This is a genomic window from Winogradskya consettensis (assembly GCF_018332715.1).
Taxonomy (GTDB): domain Bacteria; phylum Actinomycetota; class Actinomycetes; order Mycobacteriales; family Micromonosporaceae; genus Actinoplanes; species Actinoplanes consettensis.
In genome coordinates, this window is the sequence record NZ_BOQP01000003.1 from 230,462 (window position 1) to 256,180 (window position 25,719).

22 protein-coding genes are annotated in these 25,719 nt (G+C 70.2%); 12 read left to right on the forward strand and 10 right to left on the reverse strand.

Annotated elements, in window-relative coordinates; genetic code table 11:
- Positions 1-36 precede the first annotated feature (36 nt).
- The 3 genes from Aco04nite_RS02950 to Aco04nite_RS02960 all read right to left on the reverse strand — a co-directional run bounded on the left by Aco04nite_RS02950 (position 37) and on the right by Aco04nite_RS02960 (position 3,184).
- Positions 37-1,905 carry a DEAD/DEAH box helicase gene (locus Aco04nite_RS02950; RefSeq protein WP_212995627.1) on the reverse strand — a complete coding sequence of 623 codons (1,869 nt, stop codon included), beginning with the start codon at positions 1,903-1,905 and terminating at the stop codon, positions 37-39.
- Between the two features lie 355 nt (positions 1,906-2,260).
- Complete coding sequence (locus Aco04nite_RS02955; protein ID WP_203836477.1) at positions 2,261-2,485, reverse strand: DUF3107 domain-containing protein; 225 nt, start codon at positions 2,483-2,485, stop codon at positions 2,261-2,263.
- A gap of 36 nt (positions 2,486-2,521) precedes the next feature.
- Positions 2,522-3,184: a TetR/AcrR family transcriptional regulator gene (locus tag Aco04nite_RS02960; RefSeq protein WP_203836476.1), complete on the reverse strand. Its 663-nt coding sequence runs from the start codon at positions 3,182-3,184 to the stop codon at positions 2,522-2,524.
- 241 nt (positions 3,185-3,425) lie between these two features.
- On the opposite strand from Aco04nite_RS02960, the gene Aco04nite_RS02965 reads away from it, so the two are divergent.
- The 5 genes from Aco04nite_RS02965 to moeZ all read left to right on the forward strand — a co-directional run bounded on the left by Aco04nite_RS02965 (position 3,426) and on the right by moeZ (position 11,923).
- A complete protein-coding gene (locus Aco04nite_RS02965) occupies positions 3,426-5,273 on the forward strand; it encodes a Daple (RefSeq protein WP_244875709.1) in 1,848 nt (615 codons plus the stop codon).
- A complete protein-coding gene (locus Aco04nite_RS02970; protein WP_212995629.1) occupies positions 5,273-6,232 on the forward strand; it encodes an alpha/beta fold hydrolase in 960 nt (319 codons plus the stop codon). Before Aco04nite_RS02965 ends, Aco04nite_RS02970 begins: the two co-directional genes overlap by 1 nt.
- 131 nt (positions 6,233-6,363) lie before the next feature.
- Positions 6,364-7,278, forward strand: a complete 915-nt coding sequence (locus tag Aco04nite_RS02975) for a DUF3152 domain-containing protein (RefSeq protein ID WP_212995630.1) — start codon at positions 6,364-6,366, stop codon at positions 7,276-7,278.
- Between the two features lie 2,409 nt (positions 7,279-9,687).
- On the forward strand, positions 9,688-10,629 hold the full coding sequence (locus Aco04nite_RS02980) for a DUF3152 domain-containing protein (protein ID WP_244875710.1): 942 nt from the start codon (positions 9,688-9,690) through the stop codon (positions 10,627-10,629).
- 112 nt (positions 10,630-10,741) lie between these two features.
- Complete coding sequence (moeZ, locus tag Aco04nite_RS02985; protein WP_212995631.1) at positions 10,742-11,923, forward strand: adenylyltransferase/sulfurtransferase MoeZ; 1,182 nt, start codon at positions 10,742-10,744, stop codon at positions 11,921-11,923.
- Positions 11,924-12,122: 199 nt separating this feature from the next.
- Here moeZ and Aco04nite_RS02990 read toward each other — a convergent pair whose 3' ends face one another.
- Positions 12,123-12,671 (reverse strand): DUF4240 domain-containing protein, encoded by a 549-nt coding sequence (locus Aco04nite_RS02990; protein ID WP_212995632.1) that lies wholly within the window; start codon positions 12,669-12,671, stop codon positions 12,123-12,125.
- Between the two features lie 55 nt (positions 12,672-12,726).
- On the opposite strand from Aco04nite_RS02990, the gene Aco04nite_RS02995 reads away from it, so the two are divergent.
- A complete protein-coding gene (locus Aco04nite_RS02995) occupies positions 12,727-13,533 on the forward strand; it encodes a prenyltransferase/squalene oxidase repeat-containing protein (protein WP_212995633.1) in 807 nt (268 codons plus the stop codon).
- 46 nt (positions 13,534-13,579) lie between these two features.
- Here the strand turns inward: Aco04nite_RS02995 and Aco04nite_RS03000 are convergent, their stop codons facing one another.
- Positions 13,580-14,818: a glutamate-5-semialdehyde dehydrogenase gene (locus tag Aco04nite_RS03000; RefSeq protein WP_212995634.1), complete on the reverse strand. Its 1,239-nt coding sequence runs from the start codon at positions 14,816-14,818 to the stop codon at positions 13,580-13,582.
- 49 nt (positions 14,819-14,867) lie between these two features.
- Positions 14,868-15,980, reverse strand: coding sequence for a glutamate 5-kinase (proB, locus tag Aco04nite_RS03005; protein WP_212995756.1), 1,113 nt, complete (start codon positions 15,978-15,980; stop codon positions 14,868-14,870).
- Positions 15,981-16,041: 61 nt separating this feature from the next.
- Here proB and Aco04nite_RS03010 point away from each other — a divergent pair, with 61 nt between their 5' ends.
- The gene (locus Aco04nite_RS03010) at positions 16,042-16,344 is read left to right on the forward strand and encodes an MGMT family protein (protein WP_212995635.1); all 303 of its coding nucleotides are present in this window, start codon (positions 16,042-16,044) and stop codon (positions 16,342-16,344) included.
- Here Aco04nite_RS03010 and Aco04nite_RS03015 read toward each other — a convergent pair.
- Positions 16,341-17,018: a TetR/AcrR family transcriptional regulator gene (locus Aco04nite_RS03015; RefSeq protein WP_212995636.1), complete on the reverse strand. Its 678-nt coding sequence runs from the start codon at positions 17,016-17,018 to the stop codon at positions 16,341-16,343. The genes Aco04nite_RS03010 and Aco04nite_RS03015 overlap by 4 nt on opposite strands.
- Positions 17,019-17,108: 90 nt before the next feature.
- Between Aco04nite_RS03015 and Aco04nite_RS03020 the strand changes: the two genes are divergently transcribed.
- Positions 17,109-18,074, forward strand: coding sequence for a Rossmann-fold NAD(P)-binding domain-containing protein (locus tag Aco04nite_RS03020; RefSeq protein WP_212995637.1), 966 nt, complete (start codon positions 17,109-17,111; stop codon positions 18,072-18,074).
- Here Aco04nite_RS03020 and Aco04nite_RS03025 read toward each other — a convergent pair.
- Complete coding sequence (locus tag Aco04nite_RS03025) at positions 17,993-19,411, reverse strand: gamma-glutamyltransferase (RefSeq protein WP_212995638.1); 1,419 nt, start codon at positions 19,409-19,411, stop codon at positions 17,993-17,995. The genes Aco04nite_RS03020 and Aco04nite_RS03025 overlap by 82 nt on opposite strands.
- Positions 19,412-19,459: 48 nt before the next feature.
- Between Aco04nite_RS03025 and Aco04nite_RS03030 the strand changes: the two genes are divergently transcribed.
- The 4 genes from Aco04nite_RS03030 (at position 19,460) to Aco04nite_RS03045 (ending at position 24,169) form a co-directional block, all read left to right on the forward strand.
- A complete protein-coding gene (locus Aco04nite_RS03030; protein WP_212995639.1) occupies positions 19,460-20,782 on the forward strand; it encodes an MFS transporter in 1,323 nt (440 codons plus the stop codon).
- Complete coding sequence (locus Aco04nite_RS03035) at positions 20,779-22,215, forward strand: pyridoxal phosphate-dependent decarboxylase family protein (protein ID WP_212995640.1); 1,437 nt, start codon at positions 20,779-20,781, stop codon at positions 22,213-22,215. Before Aco04nite_RS03030 ends, Aco04nite_RS03035 begins: the two co-directional genes overlap by 4 nt.
- A gap of 44 nt (positions 22,216-22,259) precedes the next feature.
- Positions 22,260-22,796 carry an NADH-quinone oxidoreductase subunit B gene (locus Aco04nite_RS03040; RefSeq protein WP_203836461.1) on the forward strand — a complete coding sequence of 179 codons (537 nt, stop codon included), beginning with the start codon at positions 22,260-22,262 and terminating at the stop codon, positions 22,794-22,796.
- Positions 22,797-22,873: 77 nt separating this feature from the next.
- Positions 22,874-24,169 (forward strand): DUF2252 domain-containing protein, encoded by a 1,296-nt coding sequence (locus Aco04nite_RS03045; RefSeq protein ID WP_212995641.1) that lies wholly within the window; start codon positions 22,874-22,876, stop codon positions 24,167-24,169.
- Here the strand turns inward: Aco04nite_RS03045 and Aco04nite_RS03050 are convergent.
- Positions 24,166-25,185, reverse strand: a complete 1,020-nt coding sequence (locus tag Aco04nite_RS03050; RefSeq protein ID WP_212995642.1) for a hypothetical protein — start codon at positions 25,183-25,185, stop codon at positions 24,166-24,168. The two genes, Aco04nite_RS03045 and Aco04nite_RS03050, sit on opposite strands and share 4 nt — an antisense overlap.
- Positions 25,178-25,675 (reverse strand): RNA polymerase sigma factor, encoded by a 498-nt coding sequence (locus Aco04nite_RS03055; protein WP_244875711.1) that lies wholly within the window; start codon positions 25,673-25,675, stop codon positions 25,178-25,180. The genes Aco04nite_RS03050 and Aco04nite_RS03055 overlap by 8 nt, the downstream gene beginning before the upstream one ends.
- Positions 25,676-25,719 lie beyond the last annotated feature (44 nt).

Genomic DNA, 25,719 nt, shown 5'->3' on the forward strand with positions numbered 1-25,719 from the left:
AATTTTACGGTACGCCGGGAGCGCACCCGACAATGATCAGTCCTCGGTGCCCGTGCCGACACCGGCCTCGGAGCCACCGGACATCTCACCGGCGGTCACGGACTCGCCGGCGTCCCCGGCGGTCACGGACTCCCCAGCCTCCCCGGCACCGCGGGCACCACGACGGCGACGCCGCCGGGGCCGCGTCTCGCCGTCAGCCGAGCCGTTCTCCGAGCCGTTGTCCGAACCGGCGTCGGATGCCGCAGGACCGTCGGATGCCGCAGGACCGTCCGACTCCGCAGCGGAGAACGTCGGGACGACCGTGCCGGACTCCACCGCAGCAGTCTCGCCTGCGACGCCATCCGCGACCTTGCGACGACGACGCTGCCGGCGCGGGCGGTCGGTGGCCTCCTCGGAAGAGGGGGCCACTGCTGTCTCCGCGGCGTCCGACACGGGTGCGGCCGAGGCCGGGGCGTCGTCGCCACCACGACGGGAGCGGCTGCGCGGCGGGCGGGCCGAGCGGCTACCGCTGTCACGGTCGCCGCCGCGGTCATTGCGGTCGCCACCACGGTCGTTGCGGTCGTTGCGTCCGCGCCGGCGGGTGCCGCCCAGGTCTTCCTCGACCTCGGCGGAGAGACCCACCCGGCTGCGGTCGGCGGTCGGCAGGGTCCCCGAGATGTCGGTCGGGATGTCCAGGTCGGCGTAGAGGGCCGGCGAGGTGTGGTACGTCTCCGGCGGCTGCGGCATGTTGAGTCCCATCGACTTGTCGATGAGCACCCAGCGCGGCATGTCCTCCCAGTCCACGAACGTCACGGCGACGCCGGTCGCGCCGGCCCGGCCGGTGCGGCCGATGCGGTGCGTGTAGGTGTCCGGGTCCTCGGGGCAGTCGTAGTTGATGACGTGCGTGACGCCCGAGACGTCGAGACCGCGGGCCGCGACGTCGGTGGCGACCAGGACGTCGATCTTGCCGCTGCGGAACGCGCGCAGTGCCCGCTCGCGAGCGCCCTGACCGAGGTCACCGTGGACGGCCGCGACGGCGAAGCCACGGAAGTCGAGGTCCTCGGCGACCCGGTCGGCGGCCCGCTTGGTGCGGGTGAAGATCATCGTCAGGCCGCGGTCGCGGGCCTGCAGGATGCGGGCCACCATCTCCAGCTTGTTCAGCGGGTGGGTGCGATAGACGACCTGCTTGGTCAGCGGCGAGGGGCCACTGTCCGCGGTGTGACCGGCGTGGATGGTCACCGGGTGGTTCAGGAACCGGCGCGAGAGCGCGACGATCGGGTCCGGCATGGTCGCCGAGAACAGCATCGTCTGGCGCTGCTCGGGGAGCATCGCGAGGATCTTCTCGACGTCCTCCAGGAAGCCCAGGTCGAGCATCCGGTCGGCCTCGTCGAGCACGAGCGCCTTGATGGACTTGAGGTTGAGCTGCTTCTGCTTCGCGAGGTCGAGCAGCCGGCCGGGGGTGCCGACCAGGATCTCGACGCCCTTCTTCAGGGTCTCGACCTGCGGCTCGTACGCGACGCCGCCGTAGATCGGCAGCACCCGCACGCCACGGGTCGCACCGGCGGCGGCGAGGTCACGCGCGACCTGGATGCCGAGCTCGCGGGTCGGGACGACGATGAGGGCCTGCGGCTTGCCGTCGGCGCCCTCCGAGGGGGCGGTGACCCGCTCGAGGATGGGCAGGCCGAAGCCGAGGGTCTTGCCCGTGCCGGTGGGCGCCTGACCGATGAGGTCCGTGCCGCGCAGGGCGATGGGGAGCGCATACTCCTGGATGGCGAAGGCCCGGGTGATCCCGGCGGCGGCGAGCGCCTCCACGGTCTCGGCGCGGACGCCCAGCTCGGCGAAGGTCGGGCTGTCGGCGCGGACGGGGGCGCGGGTCAGTACCGGTACCAGGGCGGGTTCTGTCTCATTCGTTTCGATGTCGGTCATGAAGTTCTACGGGTGCCTCTCGTGGTGCGCCCGTCGAATTCCTGGGCGCGGTCTGGGTAGGGCGCGGGCCACACGCGATAAGAGAGCTCGCGGGCCGCACGCGCGTCGCCGCGGCGATGGAGCAGCGGAAAAGACCCGCTGCCAGCGAAAAGACCCGGATCTGGCCAACAAAGGCCCGGATCTGGTCAACGCTGAATGGATCGACGTCTGCGGCGACGTGCCAAGTCTACCCGACAGAGAGATTGTGCACCTCAGGCCGAAGCTCACGGGGTGGTAAAGCTACGTCAGGGGACCCCGGCGGATCCCCTGACGTAAATTCGCTGCATTTTGCTAGTGGAGCGATGAAACTCCGGACTCAGCGGGTGGTGAAGCCGAACGGGCGGTTGGCACTCTCGGCGATCTCCACGTAGGCCACCTTGGAGATCGGGACGATCACCTTGCGGCCCTTCTCGTCGGTCAGGGTGAGGACGCTGTCCTTGGCCATCGCCTCGGTCACAGCCTGCTCGACCTCGGCCGGCGTCTGCGCGCTCTCCAGCACCAGCTCGCGCGCGGCGTACTGCACGCCGATCTTGACCTCCACGGGGTCCTCCCTTTCAGCAGTCTTCCGACCTGAAGGCTAGCCGATTTCCGCGGACGTTCCCGGCGTTGACTCACCATGCAGGGGGAAGCTGGCGATACCCCGCCAGATCAGGGCCGCGACCAGGGCTTCCGCCTCCGGTTTCGCGGTTTGGCGGCCCGAGGCGAGCCAGAACTGCGCCGCCTGCCCCGCGGCGCCGACCAGGCCCGACGCGATCAGCTCGGCATTGGCACGGTTGAGACCCGTGTCGGAGACCACAGTGTCGGTGACCGCGGCGATACAGCCCTGCTCGACCCGTTCGACCCGCTCGCGGACCTGGGGGTCGTTGCGCAGGTCGGACTCGAAGACGAGCCGGAACGCCTCGCTCTCGTGATCGACGAAGTCGAAATACGCCCGGACGGCGCCCTTGACCCGCTCCTTGTTGTCCGGGGTGGCCATCATCGCGCTGCGAACTTTGGCGATTATCGCGTCGCAGTGCGTGTCCAGCAGCGCCAGATAGAGCTCGAGCTTGCCCGGGAAGTGCTGGTAGAGGACCGGCTTGGAGACCCCCGCCCGTTCGGCGATCTCGTCCATGGCCGCGGCGTGATAACCCTGAGCCACGAAGATCTGCTGCGCGGCGGCAAGCAGTTGCTTACGACGCGCGGAGCGCGGCAGGCGCGTCGGGCGCCCCGCCGTCTGTGCCCCGCCGGACGCAGCGGTCATGTCTACCAACCTCCGGTGCTAGGTCCGCTTCCCGCGGGTGCGCGAAGCGGATTGCCCGGTTCGTCGTCTGTCGCGTTCCGGGCGGGCAATTGTCGCGACGCTGCAACTTATCGCCACTGCCCCCACACGGTAGCCTCAGCACGGGGCAAGCGAGGAGCGCGTGGTGGACGAAACAGGGCAAAACGGTGACGCAGGTACCGCGGAAGGTGGTACCGGTGCTGATTCGCGTGACCGCACCCTGTTGAACGGCTGGGCCGCGCGGGAGAGCCCGTGGTCCAACGCGGGTGCCGCGCTGGACGCCGAAGCGGACATTCCGGCCTGGCGCCGCCCGGCGACCGAGGCCCGTCCCTTCCACCTCCCGCAGTCCTTCCCGCCCGCCCCGGAGGCGGATCTGCCGGAGCCCGCGTCCGACATCGAGCCTTTCCCGCTCGAGAACGCCGCAGCGCCGCGCTGGTCGTCGAGCCGCGCCCGCTACTCGGACCTGCTCAACCACCTGTCACCCAACGGCGACGGCCCGGCCGACCCTCCGCCGCCGCCGGCCCGGCCCGATCCGCTGTCCCCCGAGTTGCTGCGCGGCGACGAGACCACGCCGGGACTGCTGCCGTCGAGCGCCCCGCCGTACCCCTATGAGGGAGACCTGGACGATGCGCGCCAGCCCAGGTCGTCCTACAACGGTGACAGGCCTTTTCCATCGGTACGCCCCGCCGCGCCCGGTCCGCGCTCCGACTGGGCCGTCCCCGAGTCAGCGCGTCACGCGCTCGAACCCACCCCCGCCGCGGGCCTGCCCCGGGTCCTGCCGGCTACCGACGAGTCACGTTCCGGTGATCAAAGGTTGAATCGTCCGTCGTACGATCCCTCCAGCTTCCCGCGCCGGTTGCCCTATGAGGCACCGCAACCGGCGTTCACCCGTCCCGGAGAACCCGGCGCCGGGACCCCGGGCGAGCAAGCATTCCCCGCCCTGCCCCAGCGCGTCCCGGCCGAGCCGGACGTGCCCACTGTCCCGGAGCCGCCGTCCGTGGAGCCAACGGCCGAGACCCCCGCGCTCGCGCGGATCGCGACGCACCTGCGTCGTGACGACGCGCCCCAGGAGCGGCACGAGGGTTTCGACGTCAACGCCATCCTCGAGGCGGTCCGCGAGGTCGACGGAGTCCGGGACGCCGCGCTGCGTACGACCCCGGCCGGTGCGCACAGCCTGCGCCTGGACCTCGCCGAGGGCGCCGACCCGGCCGAGGTGAGCCGGCAGGTCGCCCGCCTGCTCCAGGACCGGATGGGTCTCGACGCCGCGATGCAGGGCGCGATGCCGATGGCGGGCGGCCCGCTCGACGCCCCGCCCCGCCCCGGAGCCCCCGCACCGCGATCGGCGCCACCCTCCGCCGGTCCGCCGCTCACCGCGCCCCGGTCCATCCCGACTGTCGCCCCGCGCTCCGCACCACCCGCCCGGCCCGTTTCGTCCGCGCCTGCCCCGACCTCCGCGCCGCCATCAGGCCCGCCCGTCGCCGGACGCGCACCGATGGCACCCTCGTCGGCACCCCCGGCCGGCGTCCCGCTCGCGCCGTTCGTGCCCAGCCAGCCGAACCCCGCCGCTCGCACCCTGCCGCAGCGCCTGCCCACCACCACCGAGCACATCCCCGGCGGCATCGACCCGGCCAAGCCCCGGCCGCTGCTGGACGCGGGTTCCCGCCCCGGCCCGCGCATCATGATCGAGAACGTCCAGGTCAACACGTTCGGCACCGAGGCCACGGTCAAGGTCCGGCTCGTCGTCGACGGCCAGATCGCCGCCGGCGAGGCCACCGGTCCGTCGGTCGACGGCTACCTCCTGCGCCTCTGCGCCACGGCGACCGCCAACGCAGTCGACCAGATCCTCACCCGCTCCGGGCATGCCGACGGGCCGGCGAAGTGCTTCATCGAGCACGCGGCCGCCGTACCTTTCGGATCGATCCAGGTGGCTGTGGTCATCGTCCTGCTCGCCACCGACGGCTGGGTCGAGCAGCTCGCCGGCTCGGCCGTGGTCACCGGTGACGACCGGCACGCGATGGTTCGCGCCACATTGGCGGCGGTGAACCGCCGGCTGGAGGCACTCTTGTCCTGATGAAGGGTGCACAACTCGCGGCGGACGACGCCCTGCCCGCGGCGGGTGCCGTCCCGCCGCCCTGGCCGGCCCGCAAGGTCATGATCGACGGCACGATGCTGCACGTCCGCGACACCCCGGCCACCGCGCCGGGCGCCGAACCGGCCGTCTACGTGCACGGCCTCGGCGGCTCCTCGCAGAATTTCACCGACCTCGCGGGCCTGCTCACCGACCGCTTCGACGCCCAGGCCGTCGACCTGCCCGGCTTCGGTTACAGCGACCCCAGCAGGCGATACTCCATCCAGGCGTTCGCCGACCGACTCATCGGCTTCCTCGACCACGAGGCCCGCGGCCCGGTCCATCTGGTCGGCAATTCTCTGGGCGGATCCATCTCGGTACGGGTCGCAGCGCTGCGACCCGACCTCGTACGCACCCTCACCCTCATCAGCCCGGCCATGCCGTTCCTCAACCCGCGGCGTACGGCACACGGGCCGATCCTGCCGCTGCTGGCGCTGCCCCGCGCCGACCGGCTCTTCGCCTGGGGCATCAACCGGATCACCGCCGAGGAACAGGCCAAACAGGTGCTGCTCGCCTGCTTCGGCGACACCGCGAAGGTCAGCGATCAGCGCCGGTTCGAGGCGATCGAGGAGATCCGGCTGCGCTACACCGTCGAGCACTACCCCCGGGCCTACATGGGCACGTTGCGGGGGCTCGTGTCGAGCTTCCTGCGGGCGTACCTCCCGGGGGTCAACTCCCAATGGCGGCTGGCCGCGCGTGTCACCGTGCCCACCCTCATCACCGGCGGTCTTCGCGACACCCTGATCGACCCGCGGGTGCCGGCCCAGGTCGCCCGCGTGATCCCCGACAGCCGCCTCCTGCTCCTGCCCGGCGTCGGGCACGTGGCCCAGATGGAGGTCCCGCGGGTGATCGCCCGCGCGATCGTCGGTCTCCTCCAGGACGTCCACTCCCCGGTGGGGTGACATTGATTTCCGCTCCCCGGCGGGGTGACAACCGGCGTCCGGGGATACGCCACGGGCGCCGCTGGGTAAGAGATCTCAGTGACAACAGGCGCGCGAATCACCCCCGATGCCGTGTGGCACCCTGACGGCCGATGATCGACACCCCCACGCCCGACGCCGTCACCGAAGCGCCCGAGCCGGGCACCGACCGCCGCCGCTGGTGGCTCGCCGCGATGATGGTCGTGGTCGTACTCCTGGTCGGAGGCCTGCTCCTGCCCACGGTCTGGTCGTCGACAACCTCCACGCCGGGCACCTCTGCCATCGCCTCTGCTGTTGCTTCATCCGGCCCTGCTCCCTCACCTGCTGTGTCTGCCGGTGTCCTGCCCTCCGGCGCTGGCCCCTCCGTTACTCCGTCTGCCGGTGCGGCTCCGCTTGCCGGTGCAGTGAGCCCGGAGGCTGTGACCGCGCTCCCGGGAGCCGTGCCGACCCACGGGACGGGAACCTTCGACTATGCCCAGGGCTGGAGCAAAATCTTCGGCACGTCCGGCACCATGCGCCGCTTCCACGTGGCGGTCGAGAAGGGCAGCAACGAAGATCTGACCTCGTTCGCCACGCAGGTCGAGGCGATCCTCGGCGACGACCGCAGCTGGATCGGCGACGGCCGCCTCCGCCTGCAACGGGTCCCGGGCAACGTGAAAGCCAGCTTCACCGTGTACCTCGCCACCCGCGAAACCGCCGGACGCATGTGCCGCATCGGCGGAGTGGCCATCGACGTCGGCGGCCGCCCCTACACATCCTGCCGCTCCACCGGCCGCGCGATCATCAACCTGGACCGCTGGCGGCTCTCGGCCCAGCCCTACACCAGCGCCAACATCACCCTCGCGGTCTACCGCCAATACGTGATCAACCACGAGGTCGGCCACGAGCTCGGCCGCCACCACGAAGGCTGCCCGAAACGCGGAGGCCCAGCCCCGGTAATGGTCCAGCAGACCCTCACCCTTCGTGGTTGCCTGCCATACCCTTGGCCACGCAAGGACGGCAAGCTGCTCCAAGGTCCACCGGTCTGACCCGCCGGGGCCCATACGATCGGATGGTTCTGAGTACGTCTCGCGAAACGCCTGTGACAACCGTCGGCCTCTGGCACTCTGGCCTATGTTATGGCAAAGGCGACAAAAGGTTCCGCAGCTCCCCGGACCGCCGCTGAGGAGCAGCCCCCCAGGAACCCACCGACGGCGAAGGCCCCCGCGCCCCCCAAGGCCCCCACACGCCCACGCCCCACCAGGGCCAAGCCGCCTGTGGCCCGGCCTGATGTGGTCCAGCCAGTTGTGGCTCGGCCTGATGTGGTCCAGGCAGCTGGGGTCAAGCTTGATGTGGCCAAGCTCGAGGTGGTCCGGGCCGATGTGGTCCAGGCTGCTGCGGGTGGGCCCGATGTGGCTGAGCGCGATGTGGCTCAGTCTGTAGCGGCCCAACCCGCTGTGACTCATGGTGTTCCAGAAACCGCGACCGGGCAAGCAGTCGTGGTCGATATCAAGCCTGCCCCACGCAGGTCTGGAGTGGCTCGGCCTGGTGCGGCTGGGTCGGGAGCGGCTCGGTCTGGTGCGGCTGGGTCTGGGAGGCCTCGCTCGTCGAGGGCCAAGGCCACTGTGGCTGCTACGAGGTCGACGTCGGCGAGTACGGCGGTGACCACAGCCGCTATCGACAAGACGACCGCGGCGGGTGGAGCCCCTGCGCCGGCCAAGTCCACTCCCGCCAAGGCCGCTACCACCAGGACTCCCGCGGTCAAGGCGGCTGCCACCAAAACGACTTCGACCAGAGCTTCGGCGACGAAAGCGGCTCCGGGCAAGACTTCCGCGGCCACCGGGACGAAAGCCGGAGCAGCGAAGACGGCTCCCGCAAAGGCTCCGGCCGCGAAGACCGCGCCGGTAAAGGCCCCCGCTGAGCCGGCCCCCGCCAAGGCGGCTTCCACCAAGGCAGCGCCTGCCAAGGCGACCTCTGCGAAGCCCTCGCCTGCCCAGGCTTCAACTGCCAAGCCCTCGCCTGCAAAGGCCGAGTCGGCGAAGGCGGCACCTGGCAAGACCGCGGCTGCGAAAACCGCGACCAAGGCGGCCCCCGGCGGTCTGCCGACAAAAGCGGCTCCTGGGGGCCTGGAAGCCAAGGCGGGCTCGGTCAGTCCTGGTAGCGCGAGGGCTGCGGCACCCCGTGCAACCCCGGCCAAGGCCGCCCCGCGCAAGGCGGCTCCGGTAAAGGCGACCGCTTCCAAGGCAGCCCCGACCAAGGCAGCCCCGACCAAGGCAGCCCCGACCAAGGCAGCCCCGACCAATGGAGCGCCCACCAAGGCAACGCCCGCGACGGCAGCGTCCGCCAAGGCAGTGCCTACCAAGGCAACGCCCAACAAAGCAACGCCCAACAAAGCGACTCCCACCAAAGCGACTCCCACCAAAGCGACTTCCACCAAAGCGACTTCCATCACGGCAGCTCCTACCAAGGCAGCTCCTACCAAGGCAGCTCCTATCAAGGCAGCGCCCACCAGAGCGACACTTGCCAAAGCGCCGCCCGCGACGGCAACGCCCACGAACGCGGCGGCGGCCAAGGGGGCTGCGGCGAAGGCGGCGGGTGCTCAGGCGGGCTCGGCCGAGGGTGCGGTGGGTGCTCAGGCGGCGCAGGAGAAGAAGGCGACTCCGGCTACGGCGACTCGGGCTCGGGGTCGGGCTACCCGTGCTGTGGTGGGGGAGTCTGCTGGGGATTTGAATGCTGAGGATGTTGCTGAGGCTTATGCCGCTGGGAAGGCTGATGGTTCCGCGGGGACCAAGAGCCGGGCGGCGGGGGATGCTGCGGTTGCGGCTGATGCGCTTGCCATGGCTGCGGCCGGGACCGAGGTTCAGCGGCCGGTTCGGCGTTCGGGGAGTAAGACTGCGGGGCCTGCCAATCGGCCTTCGCGGGCGACTTCGGCCAGGACCCGGTCTTCGGCTTCGCGTACGGGGACGGCGACCCGGCCTCCGGTGGAAGGGGCGCCGCCGGCGGAAATTCCTACTCGGCCGACGATTCCTATCGATCCGGGCAGGCCGGTAGAGGCTACCGAGCCTGTCGAGATAGCGGCTGACGGCAGCAGCGCGGACGTCAAGGCCGGCGAGTCGGCTGCGTTCACCGAGGTGGCCATGCCGGTCGAGGCGCCCGCCAGTCGCGTCGCTGCGCCGGTCGAGGCGCCCGCCAGTCGCGTCGCCGCGCCGGTTGAGGCCGCTGTCAGTCGCAATGCCTCGCAGGCGGAGGCGCAGGGTCTCGCGGTGGCGGGCACGGATAGCGCGGGGCCCCACAACGCGGGGACCAGCAATGCCGGGCCGGGTGCTGCGGTGCGTGGGGTGCCGGGGGCGTTCGTTGCTCCTGGTGAGTACGGGTTTCCGCCGATGGGGGCTCCGTTCGGGGTGGCGCCCGGTGGGCGTACCCAGAGTATTTGGGCTGAGGGCGCGACCACTGAGCAGATGGCGCCCATCGTGGGGCCGGACATGGTCATGCCGCCCGCGGTCGATGCGGATGCTGTTGTCGCAGGGCAGGGCGCTCCGGCGACCGTGGAGCCCGGCGATCGGCGGATGCTGCGTAGGCGGCGGCAGGCGGCTGTACTCATCTTCCTGCTCATCGCGATTGTGGTGCTGGTGGTCGGGCAGGTCGTGCGTAGCAGCAACAACAGCGCGACTCCGGTCGACAAGGCGGGGACGGGGGCTCTGACGCCCGGCGCTCAGGGCGTACCCATGAAGCCGGCGGAGCCGACCGCGACCGCGACTGCCGCTCCCACCAAGGCCACTGCGGGTGGAATTCCGCCTGATGCTGTTGATCAGCCGCCGACCAAGGCACCGACGAACGTGAGCTCGACGGGATTTTCGTTCGTCGGAGGGTACGGCCCGGTGCTCGGCACGACCGGCACGCTGCGGCGGTTCAAGGTGGCGGTGGAGAACCGGACCGGGAACGGCAATGGGAACGAGTTCGCCGCTGAGGTCGACCGGATCCTCGGTGACCCGCGGAGCTGGATCGCGGGGCGGCAGTTCCGGCTGCAACGGGTTCCGCAGGCGGCCGGGTCGGAGTTCACGATCTATCTGAGCTCGGCGAAGACGTCGGAGAAGATGTGCGCGACCGGGGGTCTCAAGACGGCGGCGTTCAGTTCGTGCCGGATGCCCGGGCAGGTCATCATGAACCTCGACCGGTGGCGTGATGCCGTGCCTGACTATGACGCGCCGCTCGAGGTGTACCGGGCGTACACGATCAACCACGAGGTGGGACACCAGCTCGGGCACTCGCACGAGGCCTGCCCGGGTAAGGGGAAGGCTGCTCCGGTGATGATGCAGCAGACCTATGGCCTCAAAGGGTGCGTTGCGAACGCTTGGGCGTACCTGGATGGGAAGCGGTACGCCGGCAACCCGATCGACTGACGAATGATTCCCGCGTCCCGCATGTCGGGCCGGTGTTCCTCGTCATTCCCACTCCGGCAATCAACGAGCAACAATGGTGGGCGCACCTTACCGTCAACCCGGGGAGTTCACCGTGTCACTGCCCCCGCTCGTCGAGCCGGCGGATCAGCTGTCGATCGATGAGATCCAGCGCTATTCCCGTCACCTGATCATCCCTGACGTCGGCATGGCCGGGCAGAAGCGGCTCAAGAACGCCAAGGTGCTCGTCGTCGGCGCCGGCGGTCTCGGTTCGCCGGCCCTGCTCTACCTGGCCGCGGCCGGGGTGGGCACGCTGGGCATCGTCGACTTCGACACCGTCGACGAGTCCAACCTGCAGCGCCAGATCATCCACGGCGTCTCCGACGTCGGCCGGCCCAAGGCCGAGTCCGCCGCGTCGAGCATCCGCGAGATCAACCCGCTGGTGAACGTGGTCATCCACAACACCGCCCTCGACGTCGACAACGTCAAAGAGATCTTCAGTCAGTACGACCTGATCGTCGACGGCACCGACAACTTCGCGACCCGCTACATGGTCAACGATGCCGCGGTGCTGCTCGGCAAGCCGTACGTCTGGGGTTCCATCTACCGCTTCGACGGCCAGGCGTCCGTGTTCTGGGAAGAGCACGGCCCCTGCTACCGCTGCCTCTACCCCGAGCCCCCGCCGCCCGGCATGGTCCCGAGCTGCGCCGAGGGCGGCGTCCTCGGCGTGCTCTGCGCGTCGATCGGTTCCATCCAGGTCAACGAGGCCATCAAGCTCATCACCGGCATCGGCGAGCCCCTCGTCGGCAAGCTGATGGTCTACGACGCCCTCGAGATGGAGTACCGCAAGATCAAGGTCCGCAAGGACCCCAACTGCGCACTCTGCGGCGAGAACCCCACGGTCACCGACCTCCTCGAGGACTACGAGGACTTCTGCGGCGCCGTCTCCACCGAGGCCCAGGAAGCCACCCTCGACGCCACGATCACCGCCAGGGAGCTCAAGGAGTGGCAGGACGCGGGCAAGGACGTGTTCCTCGTCGACGTCCGCGAGCCCGCCGAGTACGAGATCGTCTCGATCCCCGGCGCCACGCTGATCCCGAAGGGCGAGATCCTCTCGGGCGAGGCCCTGTCCCGCTTCCCGCAGGACCGGCAGATCGTGCTCCACTGCAAGTCCGGCGTGCGGTCCGCTGAGGCGCTGGCCGTGATCAAGTCGGCCGGCTTCAAGGATGCCGTGCATGTTCAGGGCGGGATCGTTTCGTGGGTCAACACGGTTGATCCCTCGTTGCCTTCTTACTGATAGCGGTTCGCTTTCAGGTCAAAGGCCGTCCGTGCGCCCGGGGTCCGGGGGTGCGGGCGGCCTTTGGCGTTGGTGGGGGATGGGTGGCCGGGTTGCGGTGGGGGGCGTGGATGGGCGGGCGCTTGGAGCGCGGGGCGCCTGCAACCCACGGAGGGTGGGCGCTTGCAGCGCAATCAACAGCGCGGCGCGGGGCGCTGGCTCAGGTTTCGTCGGGCTCCAGGAAGAGGGCGGCCAGTTTTGGTAGGCGGCGGCGGATTTCTTCTGGGTCGTCGAAGTCGAAGTCCCAGGCCGGGTCGAGGTCCGGGTAGGTGATGGTGAAGGCGTTGGCGGGTAGTTCTTCGCCGGTGGCGTTGCGGTAGGCCGTCCACGCGATGCCCAGGATGTCTTCGCCGGAAAGCTCCATCTCATCGGCGGCGGCCCGGATGACGGCGGGCTGGTCGGCGAGGCTGTCCGGGTCGGTGAGTGCCTGGTCATAGACCGCCTCGCCCTGGGCGATGAGCCAGCCGCGGAAGTAGTCGAAGCCGTCGTCGGAGGCGCCGCCGTTGATCGTGTAGGCGGCGGCCCACAGGTCGGCGCGGTAGGACCGGGCGAGCAGGTCCCACAGTGGCTGGGCGAATGCCGCGATGTAGGCAGGTGGGCGGCCGGCCAGCAGGGAGATGGCGCGGGCGGCTATGTCCTCGGCCTCGCAGGGGTCGGGCAGGTCGGTTCGGGCCTGGGCGAGCAACCGCCATACGTCTGTGGTGTCCACGACGATGATTGTGACCGGCGGGCGAAAGCGCCGTGACCGTTGTAGCGTCACGAGGGTGGTCGATATCGATGCGGCGATCGGGTACGTCGTGGCGCACGGTGACGCCGTTGAGCGGGCTCGGCTGTCATATCTGAGGGCGGGGAGCCGGCCGTCCGAGAGTGTGCTGGAGCGGATCGACAGCGGGCAGACCGCGGCCGGTGGGTGGCCCGCCGGTGGGGATCGGGACGTGCCGTCGGTTGATGCGACCTGTTTCCGGCTGGCCGAGCTTGACGACCTGGGTGATCTGGACGGCGAGCACATCGACAAGGCGCTGGCCTGGCTGGCGTCGGTGCAGCGGCCCGATGGCAGCTGGCAGGAGGATGCCGCGCTGGCCGCGGAGGCGCCCGCGTGGGCGATGCCCGGTGATCCTGAGGCGACGCTCTATCTGAGCTCGGTGGCCGGGTTCTGGATGTCCGTGGCGGAGCTCGAAGCCCATCCCCATCATGAGGCGCCGGCCCGTCATGCCGACACCCTCGCCAGAGCCGCCGCGTTCGTGGCCGGTCAGTTGCGACCCGACGGGACGTGGCCGTCGTTTCTGGCGGCCGGCTGGCATGCTGCGGGGCTGTTGAACGAGGCCCAGTTCTTCTACGAGTCGGCGCGGGTGCAGCTGGTGCTGGGTGATCGGCTCGGTGACATGTCCGCGGCGGATGTCGCGAATATGGCGGCGGCCCTGCGCCGGGTCAACCTGGGTGATGACTGGCTGCTGCGCAGTGCCCGCAAGCGGCTCGGGGAGACGCAGCGCACGGACGGCGGCTGGGACAGCGACGAGGGCCCGATCTTCGACGTCAACATCACCCTGACCGCCATCCGCGCCTGCCGCTGAAGCGTCTGCCGTTGAGGCGCTGCCGTTGAAGCGTCCGCCGCTGGCGTCAGCGCGTGTGGCCGTTGCCCGTCACCACGTACTTCGTGGAGGTCAGTTCGGGGAGGCCCATCGGGCCGCGGGCGTGGAGTTTCTGGGTGCTGATGCCGATTTCGGCGCCGAAGCCGAACTCGCCGCCGTCCGTGAAGCGGGTGGACGCGTTGATCATGACGGCTGCCGCGTCGACGCCGGCGGTGAAGCGGCGGGTGGCTGTCACGTTTTCGCTGACGATGGCTTCGGTGTGGCCGGTGCCGTGACGGCGGATGTGGTCGAGGGCGTCTTCGAGGGTGTCGACGACGGCGACGGCGATGTCCGCGGAGAGGTATTCCTTGTCCCAGTCCTCGTCGGTGGCCGGGACCACGCCGTCGAGGGTGGCGACGCGGGGGTCGCCGTGGATGGTGACGCCGGCGTTGATCAGCTCCTCGACCACCAGGGGGAGGAACGTCTCCGCGAGGGTGGCGTTGACCAGGAGCGTCTCCGCGGTGTTGCAGGTGGAGAGGCGCTGGGTCTTGGAGTTGAGGACCACGGCGAGGGCCTTTTCGAGATCGGCGGCCTCGTCGACGTACACGTGGCAGTTGCCGACGCCGGTTTCGATCACCGGGACCGTGGATTCCTCGACCACCGTCCTGATCAGGGAGGCGCCGCCGCGGGGGATGAGGACGTCGACCAGGCCCCGGGCGCGCATCAGCTCCTTGACCGAGTCGCGGCTGGAGGCGTCGAGCAGTTGGATGGCGTCGGCGGGGAGGCCCGCGTCGGCGACCGCTTTGCGCAGTACCGAGACGATCGCGGCGTTGGAGCTCATGGCCGAGCCGGAGCCGCGCAGCAGGACCGCGTTGCCGGACTTCAGGCAGATGCCCGCGGCGTCGGCGGTCACGTTGGGGCGGCCCTCGTAGATGATCCCCACCACGCCGAACGGGACCCGGATCTGGCGCAGTTCGAGACCGTTGGCCAGGGTCGAGCCGCGGATCACGTCGCCGACCGGGTCGGGCAGGGCGGCGAGCTGACGCAGGCCGTCGGCCATCGCGGTGATGCGGTCGGTGGTCAGGCTCAGCCGGTCGATCATGGATTCCGACAAGCCTGATGTACGCGCATTCTCCACGTCCACGGCGTTCGCGGTGACGATGTCGTCCGCGCGCTCCACCAGGCGTGACGCCATCAGGAGCAGCGCCGCGTCCTTCTCCGAGCGGATGGCGGAGGCCAGGTCGATAGCGGCGATCCGCGCGTCGGCGGCCTGCTGAAGCACACTCACGATGATCTCCAAAGTCGAAAGGGGCTTGGGAAGGCGGTCAGGAAAGTCGTCAGAGCAGGACCAGGTCGTCGCGGTGGACGACTTCGCGTTCGTAGCCGGGGCCGAGCGACGCGGCCAGCTCCGGCGTGGAGCGTCCGAGCAGCGCGGGCAGCTCGACCGCGTCATAGTTGACCAGGCCGCGGGCGATCGGGGCGCCGGAGCCCGCGTCCACGAGGTCGACCGCGTCGCCCGCCGCGAACGAGCCGTCGACGGCCGTGATGCCGGCGGGCAGCAGTGACTTGCGCCGGGCGACGACGGCGGTGACCGCGCCGGGGTCGAGGTGCAGCCGGCCGCGGGGGGAGGTGGCGTGGGCGAGCCAGAAGAGCCGGGCGGTGGGCCGGTGCTCGGCGGCGTGGAACAGGGTGCCGACGTCGTCGCCGTCGAGGGCGGCCGCGGCCAGTGGCGCCGCGGTCAGCACGACCGGGATGCCGAAGCCGGTGGCGATCCGGGCGGCCTCGACCTTGGTGACCATGCCACCGGTGCCGACCCCGGACGAGCCCACGCTCCCCACCGAAATGTGCGACAGATCGGTGTCGGGAGAGACCAGCGGCACCCGCTGTGACGCGGGGTCGGCGGGGTTACCGGTGTAGAGCGCGTCCACGTCGGAGAGCAGCACCAGCAGATCGGCCTGGACCAGGGCGGCCACGAGCGCGGCCAGCCGGTCGTTGTCCCCGAAGCGGATCTCCTCGGTGGCCACGGTGTCGTTCTCGTTGACGATCGGCAGGGCGCCGAGGTCGAGCAGCTTGCGCAGGGTCCGGTAAGCGTTGCGGTAGTGCTTGCGCCGGGTCACGTCGTCGACCGTGAGCAGGACCTGCCCGACGGTCAGCCCGTGTCTTGCGAGGCCGGCTGCGTACCGTGCGATCAGAAGGCCCTGGCCCACCGAGGCCGCGGCCTGCTGGGTGGCCAGGTCGCGCGGACGCCGGCGCAGTTTGAGCGGGGCCAGGCCGGCCGCGATCGCGCCGCTGGAGACCAGCACCACCTCACGGCCCTGCGTGGCCAGCTTGCCGAGCACGTCGACCAGGGCGTCGACGCGCAGGTCGTCGATACCGCCGGCGGCAGTGGTCAGTGAGGACGACCCCACCTTGACCACGATCCGGCGAGCTCCGGTCACCTCTTCGCGCACCCGGCCCATTCTGCTCGCCGCGGCGTGCCGGGCGGACTTCACATCCCATATCGTGGCGACGGTGACACCAGAGGAGTACGTGGAAGAGGTGCTGCGGCTCGTCGAGGCCATCCCGGAGGGCAGAGTCATGTCCTACGGCGCGGTCGCGGACGCGCTCGCCGACCGTTCGGGGCGCAACTCCGCCCGGCAGGTCGGGAACATCATGGCGCGGCATGGCGGCGCCGTCCCCTGGCACCGCGTGGTGAACAGCGCCGGCCGGATGCCGCCCGGTCACGAGCAGGAGGCCCGGCAGCTCCTGCTCAGCGAGGGCGTCCCCCTGAAGGGTGACCGAGTCGACATCGCCAAGGCGAGCTGGACCCCCTAGGCCCGGAGGCCGATCCAGTCGACCGTGCCGCGCATCTGGAACTCGAAGAACTCGCGGCGCGCGTCGATCGTGTTGGCGAGCTGGCCGAACAGCTCCGCGCTGACCGCGCCGCAGACCTGGATCCAGCCCGCCATCGCGCGGCCGGCCAGCTGCGGAGCCATGCCCGGTAGGGCGAGCTCCGCGAGCGCGTGGAACTCCTCGCCCAGCTGGCCGTCGACCGGGCTGCCCGCCACGGCGTGGCCCGTGGTCGCGGCTTCGGCCACGACCCTGGCGAACGCGAAGATGACCCGGGTCGCCGAGCCGATGGTGTCGGAGGGCGCCTGGTAGCCCGGCACCGGGCTGCCGTAGACGAGGGCCCACTCGTGCGGGTTGGCCAGCGCCCAGTTGCGGACGGCGTGGGCGATCTCGACCCAGCGCTGCGGTGCTGTGGGAAACACCGGGACGGCTTCGGCGGCGGCGCCAAGGGCGTCGTACGCGTCGATGATCAGCGCCGTGAGCAGCTCGTCCCGGCTGGCGAAGTAGCGGTAGAGCGCGGACGACGCCATGCCCAGGTCACGAGCGACCGCACGCAGCGACAGGTTCGCGCCCTCGATGGCCAGGTGCTTGCGCGCGGCGGCCTTGATCTCGTCGGACATCTCGGCGCGGATCCGCGCCCGCAGCGAAGCGGCACTCATGGAATCAGTGTGCCACACCGAGAGCACTGCTCTTGACTCGGTCGCGTGCTCTGCTCTTAACTGAGAGCAGTGCTCACAAAGGAGAACGCCATGCAGGTAGTCGTGGGAGCGGGTCCGGTCGGAACGGCGATAGCGCGCCAGCTGGTCGGGCAGGGGCAGAAAGTCCGGATCGTCACGCGGAGTGGCAGCGGTCCGGAGCACCCGCTGATCGAAAAAGTCAGTGCCGACGCGGCGAAAGGGCTCGTGGAGATCACCCAGGGGGCGAGCGTGATCTACAACTGCGTGAACCCGCCGTACACCAAATGGCCTGAGCTCTGGCCCCCGATCTCGGCAGCGATGATCGCCGCGGCGAAAGCGAACGATGCGGTCCTGGCCATCACCGGGAACGTCTATGGGTACGGCCCCCAGCCCGACGGCCGCATGACCGAGCACACGCCCCTCGCGGCAACCGGAGTCAAGGGCCGCGTCCGCATCAAGATGTGGCAGGACGCCCTGGACAGCGGCATCCGCACGATCGAGGTCCGCGGCTGCGACTACGTGGGTGCGGGCGCCTCCGGCATCTTCTCCGCGGTCATCGGGCCGGCCATCGCCAAGGGCCGCACCGCGTATGTGCCGGGCGACCCGGACGCCCCGCACACCTGGACCTACATCGGCGACATGGCCACCGCGCTGGTCCGGCTCGCCCGGGACGAGCGGGCCTGGGGGCGGGCATGGCACGTCCCGTCAGCCCCGGCGGAGAGCGTCCGGCAACTCGCGGCCCGGCACGCCCAGCTCGCCGGCGTGCCGGAGGTGAAGATCCGGAAGCTGCCGCACTGGGTGATGCGGACGGCGGGTCTGGCGGTGCCGATGGCCCGCGAGCTCGCCGAGATGGACTACCAGTTCTACGGCCCGTACCTCCTCGACGCCACGGAGACAGCCCGCACGTTCGGCCTGGAGCCCACCGACCTCGACGTCGCCATCCGCGAGGAGGCGGACTACAGCAGCAGTCCCACCCCGCCGCGGCGGGGATCGCCGGCCGCGCTGCCGGCTGCAACGGCGGTGACGCCGCCGAAATAGTGGTCGATTTCCGGCCACTGCTGGATCCGCCACCCCGCCGCGGCCAGCGCGTCCAGCTCGTCGGTGGGATATCCGGGTTCGGCGTGCACGGTGTCGTCGACCACGTGGAACCGGGGGCGGCTCAGGGCCGAAGCGCTGTCCAGACCGTCGACCAGCACGCCGAGCAGCGTGTCGATCAGCGCGGTGCGGATGCGGGAGGCTCCGGCTGACCCGGCGGCCAGGGCGAGATCGCCGGCCGCGTCGATGACGACGAGCGGGCACATGTTGGAGGACATCCGCCGGCCGGGGGCGAGGTCGTCAGTGATCAGCTCGCCCTCGCCGAGCATCGAGTTGAGGTTGATGCCCAGGCCGGGCAGCCAGACCCCGGCGCCCAGCCCCAGCGTGGTGGTGATGACGCAGGCATTGCCGTCCGGGTCGACCACCGAGACGTTGGTGGTGTCGCCGATCTTCTGCCGGCCGAGATCGCGCAAGGCGGAGGCGAGGGCGACGGCACGCTCGGGCCGGGGCAGGCCGGTGAGGTTCGCGGGCAGGGCCGCGATGGTGTCGACCGTCCGGCTGAGGTCGTGCCGGGCCCGCACCCGGTAGGAACCCAGCGTGGCGTGATCGACCGGCGTCTCGAGCACCCGGTAGTTCGCCAGGTCGAGCGGGCCGATCGAGCCACCGGCTTCACGTACGCTCTCGACGAGCTGGGCGCCGTACGCACCGGTGTAGAACAATGCCGGTCCCTCGTCGGCCAGCCGTGCCATGGCGGTCGCCAGCCCCGGGTGGAAGAGCCGGTCGCCGCCGCCCAGCAGCCGTCCGCCCGGCGCGTAGACCTCCGCGCCGGAACCGTAGGTGAGCGCGGGCGCGCACGACTCCAACGTCCGCGCGTGTGCCGCAGGCAGCTCGGCGCCCGTGACCGCCAGCTCGTGCGCCGGTGCCACCAGCGAAGCCCACGGCAGCCGCCCCCAGCGCCGGTGCACCTCACCGCAGCCGGCGGGCACGCCCGGCACGGCGACGCTGGCGCCGCCGATCGCGTACACCTGGGGCATCCCGCCGAAGAACACGTCCACCGAGACCATCGGACCCGCCTCGACATCGCCGTCGGTGCCCGGCACCGCGACGAAGAAGTCGAGACAGGTGACGTTGCCCGAAGCCGCATCGAAATATGTGGCAACCCCCCCGCCGCCCAGACCGGTGTAGACGGTCTCCGTCACGCAGGTCGCGAGCACGGCGGCGACCGCGGCGTCGGCCGCTGAGCCTCCGGCCTGCAAGATCCGCATTCCCGCGGCGGCGGTGGCCGGGTGGCTCGCGGCGACCCCGGCGGCGATCGGCCGGGCCGGCTGGGAGATCTCCATTGGCGCAAGCGTAGAGGTCAGGGCCCTGAATGGTTACCATCCGCGTCCATGACGCTCGCCGATCCCTCCACCGGCGTACACCCCTTGCCACGGCGCACCTTGGCCGGGTATGCCCTGGGTTCGCTGGTCACGGGTTCTTTCGGAACCGTGCCCGGTCTGCTACTTCTGCCCTATCTCACCGACACCCTGGGCGTGGCCGCGGGCGCGGCGGGGCTCTTCGTCCTGCTCCCGAAGGCGTGGGACGTGCTGGTCAACCCCGTGGCTGGCCGGCTCTCCGACCGCAGCGGTGCGCGGCGCCCGTACCTGATCATTGCTGGTCTGCTCCTGGGTGTGCTCTTCGCGGCCATCTTCGCCGGGCCGTTCAGCCACGGCGGCGCGGCCGGTGCCTACGTGGCGTTCTCCTTCCTCGCGGCGGCCACCGCGTATGCGTTCTTCCAGGTGCCCTATGTCGCGATGCCCGCCGAGCTGACCGGCGACTACGCCGAGCGGACCAGGCTGATGACCTGGCGGGTCGCGGTGATCGCGGTCGCGATCCTGGTCTCCGGCGCGCTCGCCCCGCTCGTCGTCGACCTGGGCGGCGGCGGCCTGACCGGCCACCGGTGGTCCGGCATGTTCGTCGGCTCCCTCATCGTCGTGGGCGCTCTGGGTGCCTTTTTCGGTACGCGCGGAGCCCAGCAGCACACCGCCCCCGAACCGGAAAGCAGCCTCCGCGTCCAACTGGCGACGGCCTTCGCCAACGTTCCCTTCCGAGGTCTCCTGCTCTGCTGGATCGTCCAGTCGGCGGGCATCGGCACCCTGCTCGCCGGCGTGCAGTACTTCGCCGACCACATCCTCGAGCAGGACTCCGGCGCGACGTTCCTCTTCGCGGCGTTCGTCGGCCCGGCCCTGCTGGTCATGCCACTGTGGAGCCGCGTCGGCGCCCGGCTCGGCAAGCTCCGGGGCCTGATCATCGCGTCACTGCTGTTCGCCGTGGGTGTTGTGGCCCTGCTCACCGCCGGTGTCATGCCCGCCCCCTTCACCTATGCCTTCGTCGCCGTCGTGGGCTGCGGATACGCCGGGCAGCAGGTCTTCGCGATGGCCATGCTCCCGGACTGCATCGCCTACGACACTGCCAGAACCGGGCGGCGTCAGGCGGGCGTCTTCACCGGCCTGTGGACAGCGGGGGAGACGCTGGGGCTCGCGTTCGGTCCCGGCATCTACGCGCTGATCCTCCAGGTGTTCGGATATGTCTCGTCATCCACAGGGGTCCCCGCGACCCAGGACGGAACTGCCAAGCTGGGGGTGCTGCTCGGCTTCACCGTCGTCCCAGGGCTCCTGGTGGGTGCTGCCGTGCTGCTGCTACGCCGCTACGACGATCGGGGGCAACGGTGATCGACGCACTTCCCGCCCGGGGTGTCCCGGCCGAGCAGGTCCTTGCTGAGCTGCGGAGACTCCGGGAGAGCGATCTGCCTACGCATGGTGGGCGGCTCTTTGCGTACGTGTACGACTCCGATGTCGCCGGGCTGGACGAGTTGGCGTTGCGGGCGTACGACATCTCCGCCCATGTCAACGGCCTGGACCCGACCGCCTTCCCGTCCCTGCTCGCCATGGAGAACGCGCTGGTCGCAGCGGCCGGCAGCCGGCTCGGTGGCGGCCCGGGCACGACCGCGCCCGCGGTCGTCGGCAGCGTGACCAGCGGCGGCACCGAGTCCCTGCTGCTCGCCGTCAAGGCGGCCCGCGACGCCGCCACCACGCGCAGCCCCCGCATCGTGGTCCCGTCCACCGCGCACGCGGCGTTCGCCAAGGCCGCCCACTACCTGCGTGTCGAGCTCGACGTGGTCCCGGTCGGCGCCGACCTGCGCGCCGACGTCGCCGCGACCGCCGATCGGATCGGCCCCGACACCGTGCTGGTCGTCGGTTCCGCGCCCTCCTACGCGCACGGCGTGATCGATCCGATCTCCGAGCTCGCGGCTCTCGCCCAGGAGCGCGGGGTGCGGTTCCATGTCGACGGCTGCTTCGGCGGCTGGGTGATGCCCTATCTGCGGGACCTCGGCGCGGACATCCCGCCGTTCGGCTTCGAGGTGCCCGGCGTCACGAGCATCTCGGTCGACCTGCACAAATACGCGTACGCCCCGAAGGGTGTCTCGGTCCTGTTGCACCGCGACGCCGAGCTGCGCCTCCCGCAGTACTTCGCCTACGCGGGCTGGCCCGGCTACACGATGATCAATCCGGTGGTCTCGTCCACGCGCTCCGGCGGTCCGATCGCGGCTGCCCTCGCCACCCTGCGCCACCTGGGCGGCGACGGTTATCGGGCACTCGCGACCAAGACCCAGGAGGCGGTGGAGATCCTGGCGTCGGCGGTCACCGAGACTCCCGGCGTACGCCTGTACGCGCCCCCGGTGATCGTCGTGTGCCTCGCCACCGACCCGGACGTCGACCCGTTCGTCCTCGCCGACGAGCTCGCCGCGCTCGGCTGGCACACCCAGCCCCAGATGGCGTACGGACAGCTGCCCCCGACCATCCACCTCACCGTGACCGCCGCGGTGCGCGCGACGGCGACGGACTTCGCGGCCGACCTCGCCGCTGCAGTGACCGCGACCCGCAAACGTGGCCCGATCCCGCTTCCACCCCTGCTGGGCGACCTGACCCCCGAGATGATCACCCCCGACCTGATCGGCGGCCTCGCCCTGCAACTGGGCCTGGAACCCGGAGCCCCACCCGGCCCGATGGCCGCGGTCAACTCCCTCCTCAACGTCGCACCCCCGGCCCTGCGTGAGGCTCTGCTCACGGGCTTCCTCAGCCTGCTCCAACGTCCGAGCTGGTGAGGCCGTGTCCTGCTTGTCAAGGCGGCCTGGAGTAGGTTGACGGCGTGGCCGCGCTACCTGGAGTCGTCGGTGATCCCATCAAGTTCGTGCTGAACTGGGGACGCCGTTATTCGCTGTGGGTCTTCAACTTCGGCCTGGCCTGCTGCGCGATCGAGTTCATTGCGACGAGCATGAGCCGCCACGACTTCATGCGGATGGGCGTGATCCCGTTCGCGCACGGCCCCCGCCAGGCCGACCTCATGGTCGTGTCGGGCACGGTCACCGACAAGATGGCGCCGGCGATCAAACGGCTCTACGACCAGATGCCCGAGCCCAAGTACGTCATCTCGTTCGGGTCCTGCTCCAACTCCGGCGGCCCCTACTGGGATTCCTACTCGGTGACCAAGGGCGTCGACCAGATCATCCCGGTCGACGTCTACGTCCCGGGCTGCCCGCCCCGCCCGGAGGCGCTGCTGCACGGCATCCTGCAGCTCCAGGAGAAGATCGCCGCGGAGCAGGCCGGTGTCGGTGGCGTCTCGCGCCCCGATCCGCTGCGGGACGCCGCCGCGCTGACCGCTCCCGTGGTCAAGCCGCCCAGCTGATCGTCTGATCAAGCCACCCCGCCGATCGTCGTGTGTGCGACATACAGCTATCGACTTGCGGGGCTACCCTGCGAATCATGAGCGAACAGTCGCGGCCCGACTTCATCATCGACGTGCTGACCAGGGAATTCGGCGATTTGATCGCGGTCGATCCGGCAGCCTTCCGGCGTAAGTTCCGCAAGATGGCCGCCTCGCCGTTCGCGTTCTACCGCGGCAGCGCGTCGCTCTTCTACGCCGACCAGGTCGGTGCCTACCAGGACGACCGGTTCCTGACCGAGCACACCAGCCGGGTCTGGATCCACGGTGACCTGCACGCCGAGAATTTCGGCACCTACATGAATTCCTCCGGGCAGCTCGTGTTCAACGTCAACGACTTCGACGAGGCCTACGTCGGGCCGTTCATCTGGGACCTCAAACGGTTCAGTGCCAGCCTGGCGCTCATCGGTTACAGCAAGGCCCTCTCCGACGACGTGATCACCTCGCTGGTGCGGACGTTCGCCGGCGCCTACCTGACCGAGCTGCGCGCGATCGCGCACGGCGGTGACGATGCGATCGGCTCGATCACGCTGGACAACGCCGACGGTGTGCTGCGGCGTGTGCTGCAGGAGGCCCGGCTCAACACCCGGGTCGATCTGCTCGCGGGTCAGACCACGATCGACGAGTACGAGCGCCGCTTCTCCCTCGGCGACGGCGTGTACGACGTCGACGAGCCCACGGCGGCCACCGTCACCGCCGCGTTCCAGGACTACCTGAAGACGCTGCCCTCGCACGGCGACGGGATCTCCACCGGCATCAAGGACATCAAGCTGCGCAAGGGCGTCGGCATCGGCTCGGCGGGGCTGCCGTCGTACAACATGCTGCTCGAAGGGCACACCCAGGCCCTCGAGAACGACGTGATCATCTACATGAAGCAGGCCCAGGTGCCGGCCGTGGCGCGCTGGATCGACGACGAGCGGGTCCGGGCGTACTTCAAGCACCAGGGCCACCGCACCGCCGAGTCGCAGCGGGCACTGCAGGCGCACGCCGACCCGTGGCTGGGCTACACCGAGCTCAACGGCGTCGGCCAGCTGGTCGCCGAGGTCTCGCCGTACGCCAGCGACCTCGACTGGTCCGACGTCAACGAGCCGGAGGAGCTGACCGGCGTGGTGGCCGACCTGGGTCGCGCGGTCGCCCGGATGCACTCGGTCGCCGACGACGAGTCCAGCCACGACCTGGTCGACTTCTCCACCGAGGAGGCGATCGTCGCCGAGGTCGACAAGGACGAGGCCGGCTTCGTCGATGTCCTGGTGGACTTCGCGCACCGCTACGGCGACCAGGCCCGCGAGGACCACCAGGACTTCGTCGACCTCTTCCGCAACGGCCGGCTGTTCTAGCTCCTTTGGAGCGTGAAGGCCAGGCCGGCCGTGTTGCGTGCGGCCTCGTCGGGCTTGATCGTCACCGAGACCGCGGAGTTCTTCGGCATCGGCAGGTCGATCAGGCCCGGGTACGGCGTCGGGTCGACATCGACGCACTGCACGGTGTCCTCGAAGACAAAACCTTCGTGCTGGACGAACGTGCCGTTCTTCAGCTCCAGCTGGCCCACGATCAACTGGACGCTGCCCCCGCCCGCGCAGGCGACCCGCAACTGATACTCGCCCGCCTTCTTCGTCTCGACAATCGTCGACTGGCTGTCCCCCTCGGTCGTCAACGAGTCCTGCTGGGTCTCCGGGCCGGCCGAGAGCAGGCTGTTGGCCCGCCCGACGTTGTACCTGGCCTGCGGGCTCACCGTGGCGGGCTCCCCGCTGTCCGCGTTCAGATACAGCGCGAGGGCGTACCCGGCTGAGCCCGCAGCCTGCGCGTCACCACTCAGCGACACCGTCAGCTTGCCCGTGCGCTGCACCCGGAACTGCAGCTCAGCCGCCTTCGGATCCGTTCCGCAGGTCACGACCTGCCCACCCAGATCGATCAGGTCGTCCGAGTCATGGGTCAAGGTCATGCCCACCGTGAGTACGCCGGGACCTCCGCACGCAACCGCAACTGTGTAACCACCGGCGTTCACGTCGTTGAAAAACGCCGAACCGTCAGCGGCGACCGTGCCGTCCGACGCCTGCCCGCCGGCGACTGTCACATCCACATCCCCGTGGTCCTCGGCCTGCCGTTCGACGACGGCTGCGCGGGCTTTGGCCACCCACTGACTCGCAGCGACGGGCTGCTCGCCGTCGTCCATCCGCGGCAGCCCCACCACGGTCACCACCCCCGCGACGGCGAGGGCCGCGGTAGCGACCGAGACCAGCCGGATCGTCCTGCGACGGCGTACGGTCCGGCGTGCCGCGGCAGTGCCCGGCGGCAGCACCTGAGGCAACGTATCGGCGCGCAGCCCGGCGAACAGGTTCTCGATGTGATCAGGCATTTCGCACCTCCTCGGTGGTGAGCTGAGCGGCCAGCGAAGCGCGGGCCCGGAACAACCAGGACTTCACAGTTCCCTCGGGTACGCCCTCCCGGTCGGCGATCTCCGCGATGGACATATCGGCCAGATAGTGCAGCACCGTGGCCCGCCGTTGCGTAGCCGGCAACGTGGCCAGCGCCGCGACCAGCGCCACCCGCTCCGGGCTCGGCCCTGCCACCTGCTCGTCCGCGGCTCGGTGCTTGCGCATGAACGACAACGCTGTCCTGGTCCGCCGCCACTTGCTGACCGCCAGATTCCAGGCCACCCGGCGGATCCAGGCCACCGGATCGTCGTACGCCGCCACGGTCCGCCACCGTGCCAGCGCACGGCAGAACGCCTCCTGAACCACGTCCTGCGCCTCCTGCCGATCACCGAAGTACGCGTACAGCTGCACCGTCAGATCGGCGTAGTGCGCGGCGTACAACTCGTCGAACGACACTCGCGGTGCAGGCACGGCGGTCGCCGGCTCCTGTCTTATCGCTATCGCCTCCGATGTCA